The following is an 18,482-nucleotide window of genomic DNA, read 5'->3' as shown; positions in this document are numbered from 1 at the left end:
GAGACGTCATTCGGAGTTGAGGGCCGCGAGCACGGCCTTGGCCGTCGCCACCCCGATACCGGGCACCTCCGTGATTTCCTCCACCGTAGCCTGCTTGAGTTTGGCTACCGATCCGAAGTGGGTCACCAATGCGGTGCGGCGGGCCTCGCCCAGCCCCCGCACCGAATCCAGGGCCGAGGCGGTCATCCGGCGCGAACGTTTACTGCGATGGAAGGTGATGGCGAATCGGTGCGCCTCGTCACGCACGCGCTGCAGCAGGAACAGCGATTCGCTGGTTCGCGGCATGATCACCGGGTCGGACTCGCCCGGCACCCAGACCTCCTCCAGGCGTTTGGCCAGCCCGATCACGGCAACGTCGGTGATGCCGAGTTCGTCGAGCACCTCGGCCGCGGCCGCCACCTGCGGGGCGCCGCCGTCGACGACGTACAGGTTCGGCGGATAGGAGAATTTGCGGGGTCGCCCGGTGGCCGGATCGATGCGGGGCGGCAGATCCGCGGGCTCGGCCTCGGCGGTGGCGATCGCCGCGGCCCCCTGCGGATGCGGAACCCCGGTTCCGTCCGCGTGCCCCGCCGAACCGGCCTCCGCCCTCGCCGCCGCACTCATGTCGTCGAGTTCCTTGCGCAACCGATAGAACCGGCGCCGAGTAACCTCGGCGATGCTGGCCACGTCGTCGGAGCGGCCCTCGCCCGCGGCCTCCTTGATCGTGTAGTGCCGGTATTCCGATTTGCGCGGCAGCCCGTCCTCGAACACCACCAGCGAGGCCACGACATCGGTGCCCTGCACGTGGCTGATGTCGACACATTCGATGCGCAGCGGAGCGCTGTCGAGATCGAGAGCGTCCTGAATACCTTGCAGCGCGGCCGATCTCGCGGTCAGATCGCCGGCGCGCTTGAGTTTGTGCTGGGCCAGCGCCTCCTGCGCATTGCGCTGCACGGTCTCCATCAGCGCCTTCTTGTCGCCGCGCTGCGGCACCCGCAGCGCCACGGCCGAGCCGCGCAGTCCCGACAGCCAGCCCTGCACCTGCTCCGGATCACCGGGCAATTCCGGCACCAGAACCTCGCGCGGCACGGCGGTGGCGGGGGTTTCGGTATCGGTGTGCTCGGCGAAGGCGGCCTGTTCGCCGTAGAACTGGGTGACGAACTGTTCCACCAGCGCGGCCAGTTCACTCGACCCCTGGGCACCCTGGTCGATCGGCGCGGCGCCCACGGCGTCTTCGGTACCGGCCCAGTTCAGGTCGACGGCGTCGCCCGATTTGTCGACGACCCAGCCGCGCTGGCCGCGCACCCGCCCGTCGCGCACGTGGAAGATCTGCACCGCGACCTCGAGTTCGTCGGCGGCGAAGGCGATCACGTCCGCGTCGGTGCCGGTGCCCAGCACGACCGCCTGCTTTTCCAGTGCGCGTTTGAGCGCGGCGACGTCGTCGCGCAGCCGCGCTGCGGTCTCGAAGTCCAGATCCGCTGCGGCGGACTGCATTCGGCGTTCCAGCTCCCGCACCATGCGATCGGTGCGGCCGGACAGGAAGTCGCAGAAGTCCTCGACGATGCGGCGGTGCTCGTCGGCGTCGACCCGGCCGATACAGGGCGCCGAACATTTGTCGATGTAACCGAGCAGGCAGGGACGCCCGATCTGCCTGTGGCGCTTGAACACTCCGGTCGAACACGTCCGCACGGGGAACACGCGCAGCAGCAGATCCACCGTCTCGCGGATGGCCCAGGCGTGGGCGTACGGCCCGAAATACCGCACGCCTTTCTTGCGAGCGCCCCGATAGACGAACACCCGCGGATATTCCTCGTTCATACTCACCGCGAGCATGGGGTAGGTCTTGTCGTCGCGGTAGCGCACGTTGAAGCGCGGATCGAATTCCTTGATCCAGTTGTACTCCAGCTGCAACGCCTCGACCTCGGTCGATACCACCGTCCACTCGACGCTCGCGGCAGTGGTCACCATCTGCCGGGTGCGCGGATGCAGCGAGGACACATCGGCGAAGTAGGAATTCAGGCGGCTGCGCAGACTCTTGGCCTTGCCGACATAGATCACCTGCCCGTAGGAATCCCGGAATTTGTAGACGCCGGGTTCGACGGGAATGGTGCCCGGTGCGGGCCGATAGGTCGCGGGATCTGCCACGGGACCAGGTTAACGACCGGCACCGACAGCGGATACGCGCCGTGACCGGGAACCGTGTGCGGCGGGTGACATACGGCACGCCGTGGTCATCGGTGCATCCGGTGGGCGCCGGCGATGATCGCGTCGCAGAGCGCCTGTTCGGGTTCGGAGAGCCGGCTGTGCCGGCGCAGCAGCACGAACTCCAGCTCGCCCAATTCCGGCAGCTTCTCGTCGTCGACCGCGAAAAGCCCTGGTGGAAGCAGGGTTTCGGCGTGCGCCACGACCCCCAGTCCGGCCAGCACCGCGGCCCGCAGGCCCAGCTGGCTGTCGCTGACGCAGGCGATCCGCCAGGTCCGGCCCTCCCGCTCGAGTGCGCGCAGTGCCACGTGCCGGGTCAGGCTCGGCGGCGGATAGGTCACCACGGGCACCGGATCGACGATGTCGCCGACGCCCGAGCTCCCGGCCCACACCAGCCGGTCGCGCCACAGCAGTTCTCCGTGCCGCTCCCCCGGCAGCCGCTTGGCCACCATCAGGTCCAGTTCGCCCGCCGCCATCCGCGTCTTGAGGTTCTCGCTGAGCCCGACGATCAGTTCCAGATCCACGCCCGGATGCGACCGCTGGAATTCCAGCAGGACGTCGGGCAGTTCCCGCGCGACCAGATCGTCGGAGGCGCCCAGCCGGATCAGTCCCGTGAGCCGGGAATCGGAGAAGTAGCGGTCGGCCTGGGCCTGTGCGTCGAGGATGTTGCGGGCGAAACCGACCATCGCGGCACCGTCGGCGGTCAACGCCAGATTGCGGGTGTCGCGGCGGATCAGTTCGCGGCCCGCGGCCTGCTCGAGCCGGGCGATATGCCCGCTGACCGTGGACTGGCGCAGGCCGAGGATGCGGCCCGCCGCGGTGAACCCGCCGGCGCGTTCGACCGCCAGGAAGGTGCGCAACAAGTCCGGATCGAACACACTCATCACATTACTCGTTCATAGATATCGCTTCGATCGACTTTGGCGATCAGTGGTGTGCGCCGTACCGTGACGAGGTGACGTTGCTGGCCAAACTCCGTATCGACGGCTTCCTGCTGGGCTTGTTCGCGGCGATGGCGATCGGCCTGATCCTGCCCGCCCGAGGCGGCGCGGCCGAGGTTCTGGAGTGGGGCACCAAGATAGCGATCGCGGTGTTGTTCCTGCTGTACGGCACCCGGCTCGAACCGCGCGAGGCGCTCGCGGGCCTGCGGCACTGGCGGCTGCACACGACGGTGCTCAGCGCGACCTACATCCTGTTCCCGCTGCTCGGCCTGGCGATGCGGCTGCTGGTCCCGTCGGTGCTCAGCGACGAGCTCTACACGGGAATGCTCTATTTGTGCCTGCTGCCCTCGACCGTGCAGTCCTCGATCGCGTTCACCGCCATCGCGCGGGGCAACGTCGCGGCCGCGGTGGTCAGCGCGTCGGTGTCGAACCTGCTGGGCGTGTTCCTGACACCGCTGCTGGTGATGCTGCTGATGCAGACCACCGGCGACGCCACCGTCTCACCGATGTCGATCGTGCAGATCGTGGTGCAGTTGCTGCTGCCGTTCCTCGCCGGTCAGCTGCTCCGGCCGAAGCTGCATCGCTTACTGGCGCACACCACCCTCACCAAGATCGTCGACCGCGGTTCGGTGTATCTGGTGGTCTACGCGGCCTTCAGCGCCGGCATGGTCGAACACGTGTGGCAGGGGCTGGCCGTCGGCCGTCTGCTGGCGGTCGTAGGTGTGGCGATCGTCCTGCTGGCTGTGGTGCTGGGCGTGACGGCGGGAGTGGCGCGGCTGTTCGGATTCGACCGGGCCGATCGCATCGTGGTGATCTTCTGCGGGTCCAAGAAGAGTCTGGCCACCGGCCTGCCGATGGCGACGGTGCTGTTCGCGGGACATCCCGTGGGCCTGATCGTGTTGCCGCTCATGATCTTCCACCAGATTCAGCTGATCACCTGTGCCGCGCTGGCCGGGCGGTGGGGGCGCGCGGCGGACGAGGCCGAGGCGGCTCGGACCGCGACCATCTCCCCCGATGCGGCGGTCCCCGGCATCACCCCGGCTCCGCGAACCTGACCCCGGCCGGCACCGAAACCCGTTCGCGGGCAGCCACCTCGACGGCCAGCGCCGCAGCCAGATCGCCGCGCTCGCCGACCACCACGGTCTCGAGCTCGAGCCACCGGGCCATCGCCTGCAGCTGCCTTGCCAGTTCATGCGCGACGCGTGCCTGGGGGAGACCGGGTTCGGCGAAGGCCCCGAGCACGTGCAGCCCGCCGGTAGCACGGTCCGCGCGCAGATCCACCCGGGCGACCAGCTCGCCGTCGAGCAGGAACGGGAACACGTAATAGCCGTGCACGCGCTTGTGTTCCGGGGTGTAGATCTCGATCCGGTAGTGGAAATCGAACAGTCGCTCGGTGCGCGGCCGGAAGAAGATCAGCGGGTCGAACGGGCACAGCAGCGCGGCGCCCTCGACCCGCCGCGGGATCCGTACCCCGGCACGCAGATAGGCCGGCTTGTCCCAGCCCTCCACCCGCACCGGTTCGAGCTCTCCCGCATCGACCAGCTCGCCCAACGCGGGTTCACACTGCCGCCGATGCAGCCGGTAGTAGTCGCGCAGATCGGTCTCGGTGGCCACCCCCAAGGCGTCGGCGGCCCGTAGGACCAGTTCGCGCACCGCATCCGGTTCGTCGACGCGGCGGCCGGCGACCTCGGGCGGCAGCACCCGCTCGGTGAGGTCGTAGTGCCGCTGAAAGCCCACGCGCTTGTCCACCGAGAGCTCCCCGGTGGCGAACAACATCTCGCACACCACCTTGGTGTCGCTGTGGTTCCAGCCCCAATGATCCTTGCGCCGAGGGCGATTCAGCTCGAGCTGGCGTTCCACCTCCGCCGCGGTGCACGCGCCGACCTGGTCGATCACGCTCAGCACCCGCCCGGGCAGGTCGGGATTCTCGTCGAGCACCCGGCGCGCCCCACCCCAACGGCCGTGGGCGTAACCGGCCATCCGCCATCGCAGCAGCGGCCAATCCTCCACCGGAATCAGCGCCGCCTCGTGTGCCCAGTACTCCACGAGCCGCCGCGGCCGCCGCGCACTGTGATCCCATATCGCCTCGTCGAGCAGCGAACGATCGTAGGCGCCGATCCGGGCGAACACCGGCGCGTAGTGCGCGCGGACCACCGCGGCGACCGAATCCAGTTGCAGCAGTTTGGTATTGCGGACGACTCCGAGGACCGCGCGGCGCGTCGACGAACCCGAGCCGTCCGTCCGATCGCGAGCGGTGGTGGCGAATCCCTGGGCGGCGAGTGCGGCCCGGCGGGCCGCGGCGGAGGTGATGGTGCGCACGCACCGAATCTGCCATGTCCCACCGACAGATATGCCGGAGCCGGGCTCGCGACGGTTCGAATCTGCTACCTTGAACACGTTCGATACATGAATGTATCCAAATCGCCCGAACGCGGAGGAGTGCCCGTGGCGCCGTCACAACAGCCGGATGTCATCGTCGTCGGAGCCGGGCTGGCCGGACTGGTGGCCACCTACGAACTGACCCGGGCGGGACGGCGGGTACTGGTTCTCGACCAGGAGAATCGCAACAACCTCGGCGGGCAGGCCTTCTGGTCGCTGGGTGGACTGTTCCTCGTCGACAGCCCCGAACAGCGGCGCCTCGGCATCAAGGATTCCTTCGCGCTGGCCTGGCAGGACTGGCTGGGTTCGGCCGGATTCGATCGCGACGACGAAGACCACTGGGCGCGCCAGTGGGCGCGCGCCTACGTCGAGTTCGCCGCCGGAGACAAGCGTCAGTACCTGCACGATCTGGGGTTGCGGATCACTCCCCTGGTCGGCTGGGCCGAGCGCGGCGGCGCCACCGCCGACGGGCACGGCAACTCGGTGCCGCGCTTCCACCTCACCTGGGGTACCGGCCCGGAGGTGCTGCGCGTCTTCCTGGAGCCGGTACTGGCCGCCGAGCAGCGCGGGCTGGTCGAATTCGCGTTCCGGCACCGGGTCGACGATCTGATCGTGGAGGACGACGCGGTCGTGGGCGTTCGAGGTAGCGTCCTGGAACCGAGCGACCTCGATCGCGGCATGGCCTCGTCGCGAACGACGGTGGGCGAGTTCGAATTCCGCGCACCGGCAGTACTGGTGTCCTCCGGCGGCATCGGCCACAACCACGACCTGATCCGGAAGAACTGGCCCACCGAACGGCTCGGCCCCTGCCCGCAAACCATGATCTCCGGCGTGCCCGCCCATGTCGACGGCCGCATGCTCGCGATCTCCGAATCGGCCGGCGCCCGGATCGTGAACCGCGACCGGATGTGGCATTACACCGAGGGCATTCACAACTGGGATCCGATCTGGCCCGATCACGCCATCCGGATCATTCCGGGCCCGTCGTCGCTGTGGTTCGACGCGAACGGAAAGCGTTTACCCGCACCGTGTTTCCCCGGCTTCGACACCAATGCCACGATGAAGGCGATCCTGGACACCGGCTACGACTACTCGTGGTTCGTGCTCACCCAGTCGATCATCGAGAAGGAATTCGCGCTCTCCGGCTCCGAGCAGAATCCCGACATCACCGGTAAGGACCTCAAACTCACACTCAAGAGCCGCGCCGCCAAGGGCGCGCCCGGCCCGGTCGAGGCGTTCAAGCGGCATGGCGTGGACTTCGTCGTCGCCGACACCCTGCCCGAACTCGTGCGCGGCATGAACGAGATCGCGCGCGGCCCGCAATTGGACGTCGCCGTGCTCGAACACCAGATCGTCGCCCGCGACCGCGAACTGGACAACAAATACAGCAAGGACGCGCAACTGATGGCGATCGCCAACGCGCGGCGCTCACTCGGCGACAAACTCGGCCGGGTCGCGTCGCCGCATCGGATTCTCGATCCCGCACACGGTCCGCTGATCGCGGTACGGCTGAACGTGCTGACCCGCAAGACGCTGGGCGGTGTGCAGACCAATCTGGACGCGCAGGTGATCCGCTCCGACGGCTCCCCCTTCCCCGGCTTGTACGCCGCGGGTGAGGTCGCCGGCTTCGGCGGCGGTGGCGTTCACGGCTACAACGCCCTGGAAGGCACCTTCCTCGGCGGGTGCATCTTCTCCGGCCGCGCGGCCGGGCTCGCGATGGCCCGGCTGCCCCGTTAGGGCCGTTCCAGGCTCTTCGCGCCGACTGTGCGGGTCAGGCTGAAGATCGGCAGGCCGATCACCAGGTGTTCGATGGCGGTGGTCACTCCCACCCAGATGTCGCTGGACAGCGTCAGCGGGATGACCACCGCCGCGGCGATGAGAATCCCGACGATCCAGGCGAAGAACATGTCCGGCGACGGCGTGCCCAGATGCAGCAGATACCAGAGCACGCCGGCGAGCAGGGCGCAGAAGAAGGCGACCACCGCGAACCAGTAGCCCTGCTCGGCCATCGGGTTCCAAACCCCGAACTTGCCGCTCTCGGTCGCGCGGGTGGCGATGACGTCGATGATCCACGCGCACAGCCACGCCGCCAGCGCGGTGACGACCGCGGTGGCGAGCACCCCGCCCGCGAACATGCCCACGTTGACTTCGGGCCGCCGCCGCGGCGCGGGCTGCTGTCCGCCCGGCGCCCGATAGGGCTGATACGCGGGATCCTGCTGGTAGTAAGCGGGATCCTGCCGGTAGGCGGGGTCCTGATAGCCGCCCGGCTGATAACCGCTTTCGTACCGCATGGTGTGCTGCTCACGCGGATCCTGGGGATGCACCGCCGATCACCTCCGTCGAGTGTGTGTGCCGAGTCTAGGGCCACACCCGCCGCTCGGCGCGCCTTCGGCATACCCGATGTCGCGACCGCGTACACCCGGCCGCGGCCTCGGGTCGCCCCGACCCGGCGTGGCACCTATCATGCTGGAAGCAAGCGTCTCTCGTAGTCCGCGGCCAATGCCCGCAAGGCCGCGGCGCCGTCCCCGGCGATTGGATTGCACCGCAAGCGCTTTCGGCGCCGCCACCGGCTCTGCCGAATCCGATCCCGAGGTCTCCTTCCCGGCCTCGGTTTCCGCCGGCGCGATGGCTCGTCCCCAGCGGTCGAGCAGGCCCGCCGCCACCGAGGCCGCGACGCCGAAGGCCGCGCCGAATGCCTTTCTGGCCACGGCATCTCGTCGCGGGACGATCTCTTCTGATTCCTTACGAGCACCGGGCGGGAAAAGGGTAGCGGCCGATCGTGATCCACATCACTTCTCCGACAACTTGATCGAACCGACCGTTCCGATTGTGGGCACAAACCGACCGGTCGACGGTTGCCCGATATTCGCAGAGCCGTGTGCCCGCTCCGCGACCTATCAGCTTGTCTGAGGAGTTTGCTATCGTGGAGCACATGGTCGACTCCCCCATCCTGCAGGTGGACGCCGTAGATTTCGTGCGTAACCGCAATCCGATCCTGTCCGCGGTGTCACTGACCGTGCGCGCCGGCGAGCATTGGGCACTGCTGGGCCCCAATGGCGCCGGTAAGACCACACTGCTGAAGATGCTGGGCGCGTTCGAACATCCCACCCACGGGAGTGTGCACGTCCTCGGTCATCGGCTGGGACGGGTGGATATGCGCGAATTGCGTACCGCCATCGGCCATGTCGACCCCCGGCACAATCCGCCTTACCCGCTCACCGCGCACGAGGTGGTCGTAACCGGCCTGACCAATACCGCCGACATCAAGCAGCGCTGGTCACCGACGCCGGAACAGGAGGCCGAGGCGGATCGGCTCATCGAACTGATGGGACTGACCCACCGCCGCGACGCCCGCTGGCCCACCCTCTCCCAAGGCGAGCGCGGCCGCGCGCTCATCGCCCGGGCACTGATCGCCGAACCGCGACTGCTCCTGCTCGACGAACCCGCCACCGGACTCGACGTCGGCGGCAGGGAACAGCTCATCGACCGCATCGATCTGCTGCAGGCCACCCATCCCGAGCTGGCCTCGGTTCTGGTCACCCATCACCTCGAGGAGTTGCCCCCGGCCACCACCCACGTGCTGTTGCTGCGCGCGGGACGCTGCGTCGCGAGCGGACCGGTGGACGAGGTGCTGACCAGCAGCAATATCAGCACGTGTTTCGACCATCCCATCCGGCTGACCCGCACCGAGGACGGACGCTGGCACGTGCGCGCGGAGCGCAGCGTGCGCGCCTGATTCGGCCCACCTCGCAATCTTGTCATTGACAAGATTGCGAGGGCGTGCGATGTTGGGCAGGCGACAGCACCACACTCGACTCGCCGAAAGTCCACCACCATGCCCACACTGCCCTGGGTCACCGTCGATCGGCCCACCACCGATACCGTCCAGATCATGGCCTCGCGGCTCGAAGTCCGGTCACTGCGGCACGTCCCCGGATTCCTCGCGACCTCGATCGTGCTGCGACGCCAGGCCCGCCGCTCCCCCGGCGCACTCGGCATCGCCCTGAAGGCCGATCTCACCCGCCGCACGTTCTGGACCCTGTCGGCCTGGACGGACCAGGCGGCGATCAGGGCCTACGCCCAAACCGATCCGCACGCCTCGGCCATCGTGCGCGCCCGCGAGGTGATGCGCGAATCGACGTTCGTTTTCTGGTCCGCCCCGGCCACCGACCTGCCGATCGAATGGACCGAGGCGCAGCGCCGCATCGCCGAGGAACGCGAAAAGCGAAGCAGCACAACCTCGTTGTGACCTTCCGGGCCTCGGCCGGCGGCACGGCCCGAGAGGCCGGTCAGTCGTCGCCCGGGACCGATTCCGAGCGCCTGGCAGGCTGCTCGTCCTCGGGCGGTTCCCGCAGCCGCGCCACCTCCAGTACCCGCGAGCGGGCGGCGAACCAGCCGATGATCAGCGCCGGGATCAGGATCACCAGACTCGCCACCGTCCAGGTGCCGACGGGGTGGTCGAAGGCCATCAGCACCAGCATCGCGGCCAGGAACGCCAGGGTCGCGATGCCGGTATAGGGGGCGCCGAACATACGGAACGCGGGCCGTTCCAGCTCGCCACGCCGCCAGCGCCGCCACAGCGCCAGCTGGCACAGCACGATCGTCGCCCAGGAGGACAGGATGCCCAGCGACGCGATGTTGAGCACGATCTCGAAGGCGCGCGCCGGCACGATGTAGTTGAGCCAGATGCCGACCAGGGCGATCAGACTGGTCAGCACGATGCCCCCGTAGGGCACACCGCGACTGTTCATCCGCGCGGTGAATCGCGGGGCGCTGCCGTTGACCGCCATCGAGCGCAGAATGCGGCCGGTCGAGTACAGACCGGCGTTGAGACTGGAGAACGCCGCGGTGAGCACGACCAGGTTCATCACCGAACCGGCATGCGGGACACCCAGTTTGGCGAAGAAGGTGACGAACGGGCTCTCGTCGGCGTGATAGGCGGTGTAAGGCAGCAGCAGCGCCAGCAGGATCAGCGAGCCGACATAGAACACCGCGATACGCAGGATCACCGAGTTGATGGCGCGCGGCATGATCTGTTGCGGATTCTCGGTCTCCCCCGCCGCGGTGCCGACCATCTCCACCGCGGCATAGGCGAACACCACACCCGAGGCGACCGTCACCAGCGGCAGCACCCCGGTCGGGAACCAGCCGCCGGAGTGCGCGACCAACCCGAGCCCCGTCTCGGCTCCGTCGACCCGGAATCGCCCGCCGAGGAAGACGATGCCGATGATCAGGAACGACACCAGGGCGACAACCTTGATCAGCGCCGCCCAGAACTCGAATTCGCCGAACCATTTGACCGAGATCAGATTCACGCTCAGCACCAGGCACAAGGCGATCAGCGCCAGCACCCACTGCGGGATCGCGCCGAACGCACCCCAGTAATGCAGATACGTAGCGATCGCGGTGGTGTCGACGATGCCGGTCATCGACCAGTTCAGGAAATAGGTCCAGCCGGCGACGAAAGCCGCCTTCTCCCCGTAGAACTCGCGCGCGTAGGAGACGAACGACCCCGACGAGGGCCGGTGCAGGACCAATTCGCCCAGCGCCCGCAGGATGAAGAAGACGAAGACACCACATACCGCGTACACGAGAAACAGTCCCGGCCCCGCGTGGGCCAGCCGCCCGCCGGCGCCGAGGAACAGACCGGTGCCGATGGCGCCACCGATGGCGATCATCTGCAACTGTCGCGGCTCGAGGCTCTTGTGGTAGCCGCTGTCCTCCGCGGACAGGTGCGTCTGTGCTGGTATCTCGCTCATCGGTCGGGTGATCCCTTGGTCGAGGTCGGGGCGGCTCGACGTTACCCGGTGTGGGGATGATGCCCGGCGTCGTGGGGCCGGTGCGCGCTAAAGTGCCTGCATGAGGCGCACGCGAGCGATTCTGGGCGGCGCGAGCGCCGTCCTGCTGCTGATCACCGGACTGCTCACGGGCTGTTCGGCCACCACCTCCGGGGCCGGCCGGAGCTGCGTCGAAGGTCCGGACGGCACCCTGATCTCTGCGGCGGCGGGACCGGCGGGTGCGACGAATCTGGCCACCAATCCCGAGATCGCCACCGGCTATCGCAGCGGTATGACCCCGGTGCGCACCCACACCTTCGCGGTCTCCACCGCGAACCCGCTGGCCACTCACGCCGCCTGCGAGGTCCTGGCCGACGGCGGCACCGCGGCCGATGCGCTGATCACCGCGCAGGCGGTACTGGGATTGGTCGAACCCCAGGCCTCCGGCATCGGCGGCGGCGCATTCCTGCTCTATTACGACGCCGCGTCCGGATCGGTCGACGCCTACGACGGGCGCGAGGTCGCACCGGCCGCCGCGACCGAGAATTATCTGCGCTGGATCAGCGACACCGATCACTCGGTGCCGCAACCGAACACGCGCGCCAGCGGACGATCGATCGGCGTGCCGGGCGTGCTGCGACTGCTCGAGGCGGCCCATCGCGACCACGGCAAGCAGTCCTGGCGCGACCTGTTCGATCCAGCGATCTCGTTGGCGGACAACGGTTTCGACATCAGCGCCCGGATGGCGAGCCAGATCGCGCAGTCGGCGCCGGACCTCGCCCGGGACGCGAATTCCAGGCAGTACTTCCTGCAGCCCGACGGCTCCCCCAAACCGCGAGGCTTCCACCTCGCGAATCCGGCCATGGCGAAGACGTTGAGCGCCATCGCGTCCGACGGTCCCGATGCCTTCTACACCGGCGCGGTTGCCCGCGACATCGTCGACGCCACCGCGACCACCAGCGGTGGCCGTACCCCGGGGCAGATCTCGCTCGATGATCTCGCGCGGTATCAGGCGAAGAAGCGCACCGCCCTGTGCACCGACTACCGCACCCACCGGATCTGCGGGATGCCCAATCCGTCCTCGGGCGGTATCACCGTCGCCGCGACCCTCGGGATTCTGGAGAACTTCGATCTCGGCAGCCTGCCCCCGGACCGTCTCGACCGCAACGGCGGCACTCCGAAAGCCGCAGCGGTGCATCTGATCTCGGAGGCCGAGCGGCTGGCCTACGCCGACCGCGACAAGTACGTCGCCGACCCCGATTTCGTTCCGCTGCCCGGCGGCTCACCCGCCGCGCTGGTGAACAAGGATTATCTGAAGCAGCGGGCCGCCCTCATCGATCCGAACCATTCCGTGGGCACCGCGCAGCCGGGTGACTTCGGTCCGGTCCCACTCGGCACCGACGTGCAGCAACCCGAACACGGCACCAGCCACATCTCCGTCGTAGACCGGTACGGCAACGCCGCGACCATGACCACCACCGTCGAATCGGCGTTCGGATCGTTCCATCTGGTCGACGGATTCGTCCTGAACAACCAGCTCACCGACTTCAGCGCCGAACCGGACGATGCGACCGGTACACCGCTGGCCAACCGGGTGCAGCCGGGGAAACGACCGCGCAGTTCGATGAGCCCCACGCTGGTGTTCGATCGGGCGCCGGACAGGTCACGCGGACAGCTGGTGGGCGTCACCGGTTCGCCCGGCGGTGCGGTGATCATCCAGTTCGTGGTGAAAGCGCTGGTGGGCCTGCTGGATTGGCATCTCGACCCGCAGCAGGCGGTATCCCAGGTGGCCTTCGGCGCGGCGAACGCACCGGTGACCGGCGTCGGCGGGGAACATCCCGCGATCGACGCCACCGACAACGGCGCCCACGATCCGCTTGTGCAGAAGCTGCGCGAGATGGGTCATCAGGTCTCGGTCGACCCACAGTCCAGCGGACTCAGCGCGCTGCAGCGCGAGAATGGCGGCTGGATCGGCGGGGCGGATCCGCGGCGGGAGGGCATCGTCCTGGGCGACACCCGCTGACGGCTCAGTCCCGCTGTGCGGCGGTGTATTTCGCGCCGAGTTCGCGGAATCGGTCCATCGCGCGGGCGGCGTGATCCTTGTCGTTGACGCGGATCGCCAGCATCGGGACGTATTCGTCGCCGGCCAACTCCAATCGCGCCCAGGCCTTCTTGTCCGGTATCGCGACGCCGCGAATATCGGACCAGCGGAATTCGTTGTCACCCAGGATGTTGCGAACCACCACGCCTTGCGGCCCGACGCGCACCCGCGGACGGGTCAGCAGCAGCACGGCACCGGCCAGCAGCAATCCGAAGCAGATAATGGCGACCTGGTCGGCCCCGCGGAAGTTCACCCCGGTCGCCGAATTACTCGACAACACCCCGGCCAGGATGAACAGAACAGCGATCACGGCCGCCACGATGCGCGCGGTGCGCATCGCCCGGCGCGGGCGCACCTCGAGATCCCACTGCGGCGCGTCCTCGGCCGGGGGCTGCGGACCGCGTTTGAACAGACGAACGACCGGCGGCATCGGCTCAGACTTCTCGGCGCAGTGCACGCAGGGTCAGCGCGGCGTCCAGGGCCGCCGCGCCCGCCTGCTCACCCTTGTTCTCGGCCGAATCCGGCAGGCCCGCGCGGTCGAGGGCCTGCTCCTCGGTGTTCACCGTGAGCACTCCGTTGGTGACCGGTGTGCCCTCGTCCAGGGACACTCGCGTCAAACCGGCAGTGACCGCGTCGCAGACGTATTCGAAATGCGGTGTCTCCCCGCGGATCACGACACCCAGCGCCACGACCGCGTCGTGCGTGCGGGCCAGCGCCTGCGCGACCACCGGCAACTCCATCGCCCCGGCACAGCGCACGACCGTGATCTGCTCGACGCCCGCTTCCCGGGCCACCCGCTCGGCGTTGGCGAGCAACGTATCGCAGATGGTGGTGTGCCAGCGCGAGGCGACGATGCCGACCGTCAGCTCCTTCGCGTCCGACAGCGCGAACTCCGGTACGCCCGTACCGCTCATCGACCGATACCCCTTCTCATGAATTCCGACTACTGCGCGGTCTCGCCGAGATCCAGGTCGTCCAAGCCGACCAGGTCGTGGCCCATCCGGTCGCGCTTGGTACGCAGATACCGCAGATTCTCGGCATTGGCGCGCACCGGCATCGGCACCCGCTCGGTGATGCTCAGGCCGTAGCCGTCCAGACCGACCCGCTTGGCCGGATTGTTGGTGAGCAGCCGCATCGACTTGATCCCGAGATCGACCAGGATCTGCGCGCCCGTGCCGTAGTCGCGGGCATCGGCGGGCAGGCCGAGTTCGATATTCGCGTCCACGGTGTCGTGGCCGGAATCCTGCAGCTGATAGGCCTGCAGCTTGTGCATCAGGCCGATGCCGCGGCCCTCGTGCCCGCGCATGTAGAGCACCACACCGCGCCCCTCGGCGGCGACCATCTGCATCGCCGCATCCAGCTGCGGGCCGCAGTCACAGCGCAGCGAGCCGAACACGTCACCGGTCAGGCATTCCGAGTGCACGCGCACCAGGACGTCGTCACCGGCGTCGACGCTCAGATCGCCGTGGACCAGCGCCACATGTTCGACATTGTCGTAGATGCTCTTGTAGCCGACGGCCTTGAATTCGCCGTACTTGGTGGGGATGCGTGCCTCGGCGATCCGCTCCACCTGCTTCTCGTGCTTGCGGCGCCACGCGATCATGTCGGCGATCGAGATCAGCGCGAGCTCGTGCTCGTCGGCGAAGATCCGCAACTCTTCGGTGCGGGCCATATCGCCCTCGTTCTTCTGGCTGACGATCTCGCAGATCACACCCGCCGGGCTCAGACCGGCCATCCGGGCCAGATCCACGGCCGCCTCGGTGTGGCCCGGGCGGCGCAACACTCCGCCGTCCTTGGCGCGCAGCGGCACGACGTGGCCCGGCCGGGTGAACTCGTCGGCGCGGGAGGCCGGATCGGCCAGCAGGCGCATGGTCGTCGCACGGTCGGCGGCGGAGATTCCGGTGCTGATGCCTTCTCGCGCGTCCACCGAGACCGTGTACGCGGTGCCGTGCTTGTCCTGGTTCATCGAGTACATGGGCGGCAGGCCCAGCCGATCGCAGTCCGCACCGGTCAACGGCACACAGATGTAGCCGGAGGTGTATCGGATCATGAAAGCCACCAGCTCGGGGGTCGCCTTCTCCGCGGCGAAGATGAGGTCGCCCTCGTTCTCCCGGCCCTCGTCGTCGACGACGACTACCGCCTTACCGGCGGCGATATCGGCGACTGCGCGCTCGATGGTGTCGAACCTGGTCACGTCTGCTGTGCTCCACTTCGGAATAGGTGCGACTCGAGCCTACTGGGTCGGGTCGCCGATACGACGTCGCGGTTGCTCCGGCTAGCCACGCTGCTGGAGTCGCTCGACATATTTGGCGATGACGTCGACCTCCAGATTCACGGTGGTGCCGGCGGGCGCCGACCCGAGGGTGGTGAGTTCGCGGGTGGTGGGAATCAGCGAGACCTCGAACCAGTCGCGGTGGCCGGGCTCGCCGGCGTCGTCCACGCCGAGTCCCGAGACGGTCAGCGAGATGCCGTCGACGGTGATGGACCCCTTCTCGACCACATAGCGAGCGAGGTTGTCGGGCAACGAGATTCGCACCACCTCCCAGTTGTCGCAGGGGGTGCGCGACAGGATGACCCCGGTGCCGTCGACGTGACCCTGCACGATGTGGCCACCCAGCCGGCTGTTCACCGCCGCGGCACGCTCCAGGTTCACCTTCGAGCCGATGTCGAGTTTGCCGATGCCGGAGCGGTTGAGCGTCTCCCCCATCACATCGGTGGTGAAGCTGTCACCGTCGACCACGTCGACCACGGTCAGGCAGACGCCGTTGACCGCGATGGAGTCACCGTGGCGGGCATCGGAGGTGACGGTCGCGCCGCGAATGGTGAGCCTGGCCGCGTCCGCGGACCGCTCGGCTGCGACGATCTCACCCAACTCCTCGACGATGCCTGTGAACATCCGTATCTCCTGTCAGCCCGGCGCCCACCGCGTCGGGGCGTCGCTAGCGCAAACGGTGCCGGCGGCCCGGGGTATTCCCCCGTGGGCCGCAGTGTCTTCAGAGTAACGACGCGCTGTAGCAGCACACATCCGGCTGTCCCACCGACCGGTCGCGACCGGGCATTCGAGACTTTCGGACCGGAAATATCCACTGAACCGGGCGCCACTTCGGCGGCGCGCCGAGCAGCCCGATCGGCGCCCCCGCGATTCGGTCGTACTCCGGATACCGAAAAGGAATAGTCGGCAATTTCTGAGAGAAGGGAATTCAATTCACGTTTTCACCGGTCGAATATCCGGCTTCTACCGGCCCCGATCGCGACTGAATTCGATTTGTTACCCACGTGACCGCGAATTCAACCCCAGCGCTTGCACCAGGGCGAATTCGGTAGCAATATTGTTATGCAGTTGATTCCAACAGTTCATTGGACAACAACCTCATGGGGGTGCGGCGTGACCACAGTGATCGATACGTCTCTCACGGATCGTTGCGAGCGGTATCGCCGCATCTTTCATCTCCCCGCGACGGTGGACGACGCGGCCCGGCACATCGTGCTCGAAGTCGGGCAGCAATTCGGCGCGGTCACCATGCCGGCCGAGCTGGGCGAGCGGGTTCTGCGCCAGCTCACCCAGTCCGGACTCGTCACTCCCGTGGTCCACCATCCGCGCGCGCGGCGCTGGACCTTCATCACCGGCCCGTCGTGCTCCGCCGGCGTCAGCACATCCGTTGCGGCGGAACTGTTCCGGCTGTACACGACGGTCGCGTGCACGGGCAGTCACGTCGTGCTGCCCTCGGCCGAGGACGAACGGACCGGCTATCGGATCTGGGTGCAGACGCCCGACCATCTCGACGCGGTCGTCCCCATGGCCGCGGTCGTGGAGGCCGCGCGGCTCAGCGCCGTGCCGCCCGCTCCGTCGCGATGACCTTCTCGCGCAAGGCTTCCACGGTCGCGGCCGGATCGTCCGTGCCGTAGACCGCGGAACCGGCGACGAAGCAGTCCACCCCGGCCTCGGCGGCGGCTTCGATGGTGTCCATATTGATGCCGCCGTCGATTTCGACGACCAGACGCAATTCACCGCTGTCGACGAGCCGGCGGACCGCGCGCGCCTTCTCCAACACGTGCGGAATGAACGACTGTCCACCGAAGCCGGGCTCGACGCTCATCACCAGCAGGGTGTCGAAGTTGCGCAGGATTTCCAGATACGGCTCGATGGGCGTATTCGGTTTCACCGACAATCCGGCCTTGGCGCCGGCGGCGTGAATATCCCGGGCCACCGCGACCGGATCGTCGGTCGCCTCGGCGTGAAAGGTCACGTTGTAGGCACCGGCCTCCGCGTACGGGGGCGCCCAGCGAGCCGGATCCTCGATCATCAGATGGCAGTCCAGCGGGATGTCAGTGGTCTTCAAAAGACTCTGCACCACGGGCAGACCCAGGGTCAGGTTCGGTACGAAGTGATTGTCCATCACATCGACGTGCAGCCAGTCCGCTCCCTCGACGGCGCGTACCTCCTCCGCCAGACGAGCGAAATCAGCGGACAGGATGGACGGTGCGATCATCGGCGACGGCCGATGAAAGTGGGAATTCGAGGTGGACACAGCGCGTGAGTGTACTGGGTCGATCACACCGGTTTTCGGCACTGTCGACGATTGCGCGACGCGAAGTTGGGTAGCCTTCGTAGGGTGATCAACATGTCGGCTGAAGAGGGACTGCGCAGCACACCCGTCGAAATCGGAGTGGCGGCCACCGTGTCGCAATTGCCCATCGTGCGCGGATTGGCCGAAACACTGGTCCTGCTGAGCGATTTCACACTCGACGAGGTCGCCGACATCCGGCTGGCCGTCGACGAGGCGTGCTCGACGCTGATCGAACTCGCCGTCCCCGGCAGCACCCTGCAGTGCCGCTTTACCGTCGGCGACACCGATCTCCTCGTCCGGGTGGCCGGAATCGCGGCCACCTCGAAACTGCCCGACCAGCGCAGCTTCGGCTGGCATGTGCTGCGGACCCTCACCGACGGGATCGAGGTCGCGCAGGAGCCCTTCGATTCGGCGATTTCCGGATACCCGACGGTGGTGGAATTTCGCCGGGTCCGGGGGAAAGCGTAGTGGCCGAGCACGAGAGCGTGTTCGAGGCCGACGACGCCGAGGACACCGCGGGTACGGCCGCGAGCGG

17 protein-coding genes are annotated in these 18,482 nt (G+C 67.7%); 7 read left to right on the top strand and 10 right to left on the bottom strand.

Annotated features, from left to right (window positions below):
* Positions 1–6 precede the first annotated feature (6 nt).
* Both uvrC and C5E41_RS15955 read right to left on the bottom strand, forming a co-directional pair.
* Complete coding sequence (gene uvrC, locus C5E41_RS15960; RefSeq protein ID WP_104376611.1) at positions 7–2,124, bottom strand: excinuclease ABC subunit UvrC; 2,118 nt, start codon at positions 2,122–2,124, stop codon at positions 7–9.
* An 86-nt stretch (positions 2,125–2,210) separates the two neighbouring features.
* Positions 2,211–3,065 (bottom strand): LysR family transcriptional regulator, encoded by an 855-nt coding sequence (locus C5E41_RS15955; protein WP_181063266.1) that lies wholly within the window; start codon positions 3,063–3,065, stop codon positions 2,211–2,213.
* Between the two features lie 71 nt (positions 3,066–3,136).
* Between C5E41_RS15955 and C5E41_RS15950 the strand changes: the two genes are divergently transcribed.
* Positions 3,137–4,177: a bile acid:sodium symporter family protein gene (locus C5E41_RS15950; RefSeq protein WP_104376610.1), complete on the top strand. Its 1,041-nt coding sequence runs from the start codon at positions 3,137–3,139 to the stop codon at positions 4,175–4,177.
* On the opposite strand, the gene C5E41_RS15945 is transcribed toward C5E41_RS15950, so the two are convergent.
* Positions 4,155–5,441, bottom strand: coding sequence for a winged helix-turn-helix domain-containing protein (locus C5E41_RS15945; RefSeq protein ID WP_104376609.1), 1,287 nt, complete (start codon positions 5,439–5,441; stop codon positions 4,155–4,157). The genes C5E41_RS15950 and C5E41_RS15945 overlap by 23 nt on opposite strands.
* Before the next feature lie 126 nt (positions 5,442–5,567).
* On the opposite strand from C5E41_RS15945, the gene C5E41_RS15940 reads away from it, so the two are divergent.
* The gene (locus tag C5E41_RS15940) at positions 5,568–7,238 is read left to right on the top strand and encodes an FAD-binding dehydrogenase (RefSeq protein ID WP_258081009.1); all 1,671 of its coding nucleotides are present in this window, start codon (positions 5,568–5,570) and stop codon (positions 7,236–7,238) included.
* On the opposite strand, the gene C5E41_RS15935 is transcribed toward C5E41_RS15940, so the two are convergent.
* Positions 7,235–7,825, bottom strand: a complete 591-nt coding sequence (locus C5E41_RS15935) for a DUF6069 family protein (RefSeq protein ID WP_104376607.1) — start codon at positions 7,823–7,825, stop codon at positions 7,235–7,237. The two genes, C5E41_RS15940 and C5E41_RS15935, sit on opposite strands and share 4 nt — an antisense overlap.
* Before the next feature lie 608 nt (positions 7,826–8,433).
* Between C5E41_RS15935 and C5E41_RS15930 the strand changes: the two genes are divergently transcribed.
* Entirely contained in the window at positions 8,434–9,237 is an 804-nt protein-coding gene (locus tag C5E41_RS15930) for an ABC transporter ATP-binding protein (RefSeq protein ID WP_064902662.1), read from the top strand.
* A gap of 99 nt (positions 9,238–9,336) precedes the next feature.
* On the top strand, positions 9,337–9,750 hold the full coding sequence (locus tag C5E41_RS15925) for a DUF3291 domain-containing protein (protein ID WP_104376606.1): 414 nt from the start codon (positions 9,337–9,339) through the stop codon (positions 9,748–9,750).
* A 40-nt stretch (positions 9,751–9,790) separates the two neighbouring features.
* Here the strand turns inward: C5E41_RS15925 and C5E41_RS15920 are convergent, their stop codons facing one another.
* A complete protein-coding gene (locus C5E41_RS15920; protein WP_104376605.1) occupies positions 9,791–11,260 on the bottom strand; it encodes an amino acid permease in 1,470 nt (489 codons plus the stop codon).
* Positions 11,261–11,360: 100 nt separating this feature from the next.
* Between C5E41_RS15920 and ggt the strand changes: the two genes are divergently transcribed.
* On the top strand, positions 11,361–13,301 hold the full coding sequence (gene ggt, locus C5E41_RS15915; protein WP_104376604.1) for a gamma-glutamyltransferase: 1,941 nt from the start codon (positions 11,361–11,363) through the stop codon (positions 13,299–13,301).
* A gap of 4 nt (positions 13,302–13,305) precedes the next feature.
* Here ggt and C5E41_RS15910 read toward each other — a convergent pair whose 3' ends face one another.
* The 4 genes from C5E41_RS15910 to C5E41_RS15895 form a co-directional block, all read right to left on the bottom strand.
* On the bottom strand, positions 13,306–13,809 hold the full coding sequence (locus tag C5E41_RS15910; protein WP_181063265.1) for a PH domain-containing protein: 504 nt from the start codon (positions 13,807–13,809) through the stop codon (positions 13,306–13,308).
* A gap of 4 nt (positions 13,810–13,813) precedes the next feature.
* The gene (gene ribH / locus C5E41_RS15905; protein ID WP_104376603.1) at positions 13,814–14,293 is read right to left on the bottom strand and encodes a 6,7-dimethyl-8-ribityllumazine synthase; all 480 of its coding nucleotides are present in this window, start codon (positions 14,291–14,293) and stop codon (positions 13,814–13,816) included.
* A gap of 29 nt (positions 14,294–14,322) precedes the next feature.
* Positions 14,323–15,573, bottom strand: a complete 1,251-nt coding sequence (locus C5E41_RS15900) for a bifunctional 3,4-dihydroxy-2-butanone-4-phosphate synthase/GTP cyclohydrolase II (protein WP_104376602.1) — start codon at positions 15,571–15,573, stop codon at positions 14,323–14,325.
* A gap of 81 nt (positions 15,574–15,654) precedes the next feature.
* On the bottom strand, positions 15,655–16,275 hold the full coding sequence (locus tag C5E41_RS15895) for a riboflavin synthase (protein ID WP_104376601.1): 621 nt from the start codon (positions 16,273–16,275) through the stop codon (positions 15,655–15,657).
* Positions 16,276–16,764: 489 nt separating this feature from the next.
* Between C5E41_RS15895 and C5E41_RS15890 the strand changes: the two genes are divergently transcribed.
* Entirely contained in the window at positions 16,765–17,235 is a 471-nt protein-coding gene (locus tag C5E41_RS15890; protein ID WP_258081008.1) for a hypothetical protein, read from the top strand.
* On the opposite strand, the gene rpe is transcribed toward C5E41_RS15890, so the two are convergent.
* Positions 17,204–17,869, bottom strand: a complete 666-nt coding sequence (rpe, locus tag C5E41_RS15885; protein WP_104376671.1) for a ribulose-phosphate 3-epimerase — start codon at positions 17,867–17,869, stop codon at positions 17,204–17,206. The two genes, C5E41_RS15890 and rpe, sit on opposite strands and share 32 nt — an antisense overlap.
* Before the next feature lie 132 nt (positions 17,870–18,001).
* On the opposite strand from rpe, the gene C5E41_RS15880 reads away from it, so the two are divergent.
* Positions 18,002–18,415 (top strand): ATP-binding protein, encoded by a 414-nt coding sequence (locus tag C5E41_RS15880; RefSeq protein WP_227462764.1) that lies wholly within the window; start codon positions 18,002–18,004, stop codon positions 18,413–18,415.
* The last annotated feature ends 67 nt before the right edge of the window (positions 18,416–18,482 follow it).

The sequence above is a fragment of the Nocardia nova genome, from assembly GCF_002933465.1.
In the GTDB taxonomy this organism is placed as follows: Bacteria; Actinomycetota; Actinomycetes; order Mycobacteriales; family Mycobacteriaceae; genus Nocardia; species Nocardia nova_B.
Note: the sequence above shows the minus strand (reverse complement) of the source record. Positions and strands in the feature narration are given on the sequence as shown.

Excerpts from the sequence above, each read along its gene's own strand:
- C5E41_RS15925 (WP_104376606.1), top strand. The coding sequence starts at position 9,337 with ATGCCCACACTGCCCTGGGTCACCGTCGATCGGCCCACCACCGATACC.
- ribH (WP_104376603.1), bottom strand. The coding sequence starts at position 14,293 with ATGAGCGGTACGGGCGTACCGGAGTTCGCGCTGTCGGACGCGAAGGAG.
- C5E41_RS15910 (WP_181063265.1), bottom strand. The coding sequence starts at position 13,809 with ATGCCGCCGGTCGTTCGTCTGTTCAAACGCGGTCCGCAGCCCCCGGCC.
- C5E41_RS15880 (WP_227462764.1), top strand. The coding sequence starts at position 18,002 with ATGTCGGCTGAAGAGGGACTGCGCAGCACACCCGTCGAAATCGGAGTG.
- C5E41_RS15955 (WP_181063266.1), bottom strand. The coding sequence starts at position 3,065 with ATGAGTGTGTTCGATCCGGACTTGTTGCGCACCTTCCTGGCGGTCGAA.
- C5E41_RS15930 (WP_064902662.1), top strand. The coding sequence starts at position 8,434 with ATGGTCGACTCCCCCATCCTGCAGGTGGACGCCGTAGATTTCGTGCGT.
- C5E41_RS15920 (WP_104376605.1), bottom strand. The coding sequence starts at position 11,260 with ATGAGCGAGATACCAGCACAGACGCACCTGTCCGCGGAGGACAGCGGC.
- C5E41_RS15895 (WP_104376601.1), bottom strand. The coding sequence starts at position 16,275 with ATGTTCACAGGCATCGTCGAGGAGTTGGGTGAGATCGTCGCAGCCGAG.
- rpe (WP_104376671.1), bottom strand. The coding sequence starts at position 17,869 with ATGATCGCACCGTCCATCCTGTCCGCTGATTTCGCTCGTCTGGCGGAG.
- ggt (WP_104376604.1), top strand. The coding sequence starts at position 11,361 with ATGAGGCGCACGCGAGCGATTCTGGGCGGCGCGAGCGCCGTCCTGCTG.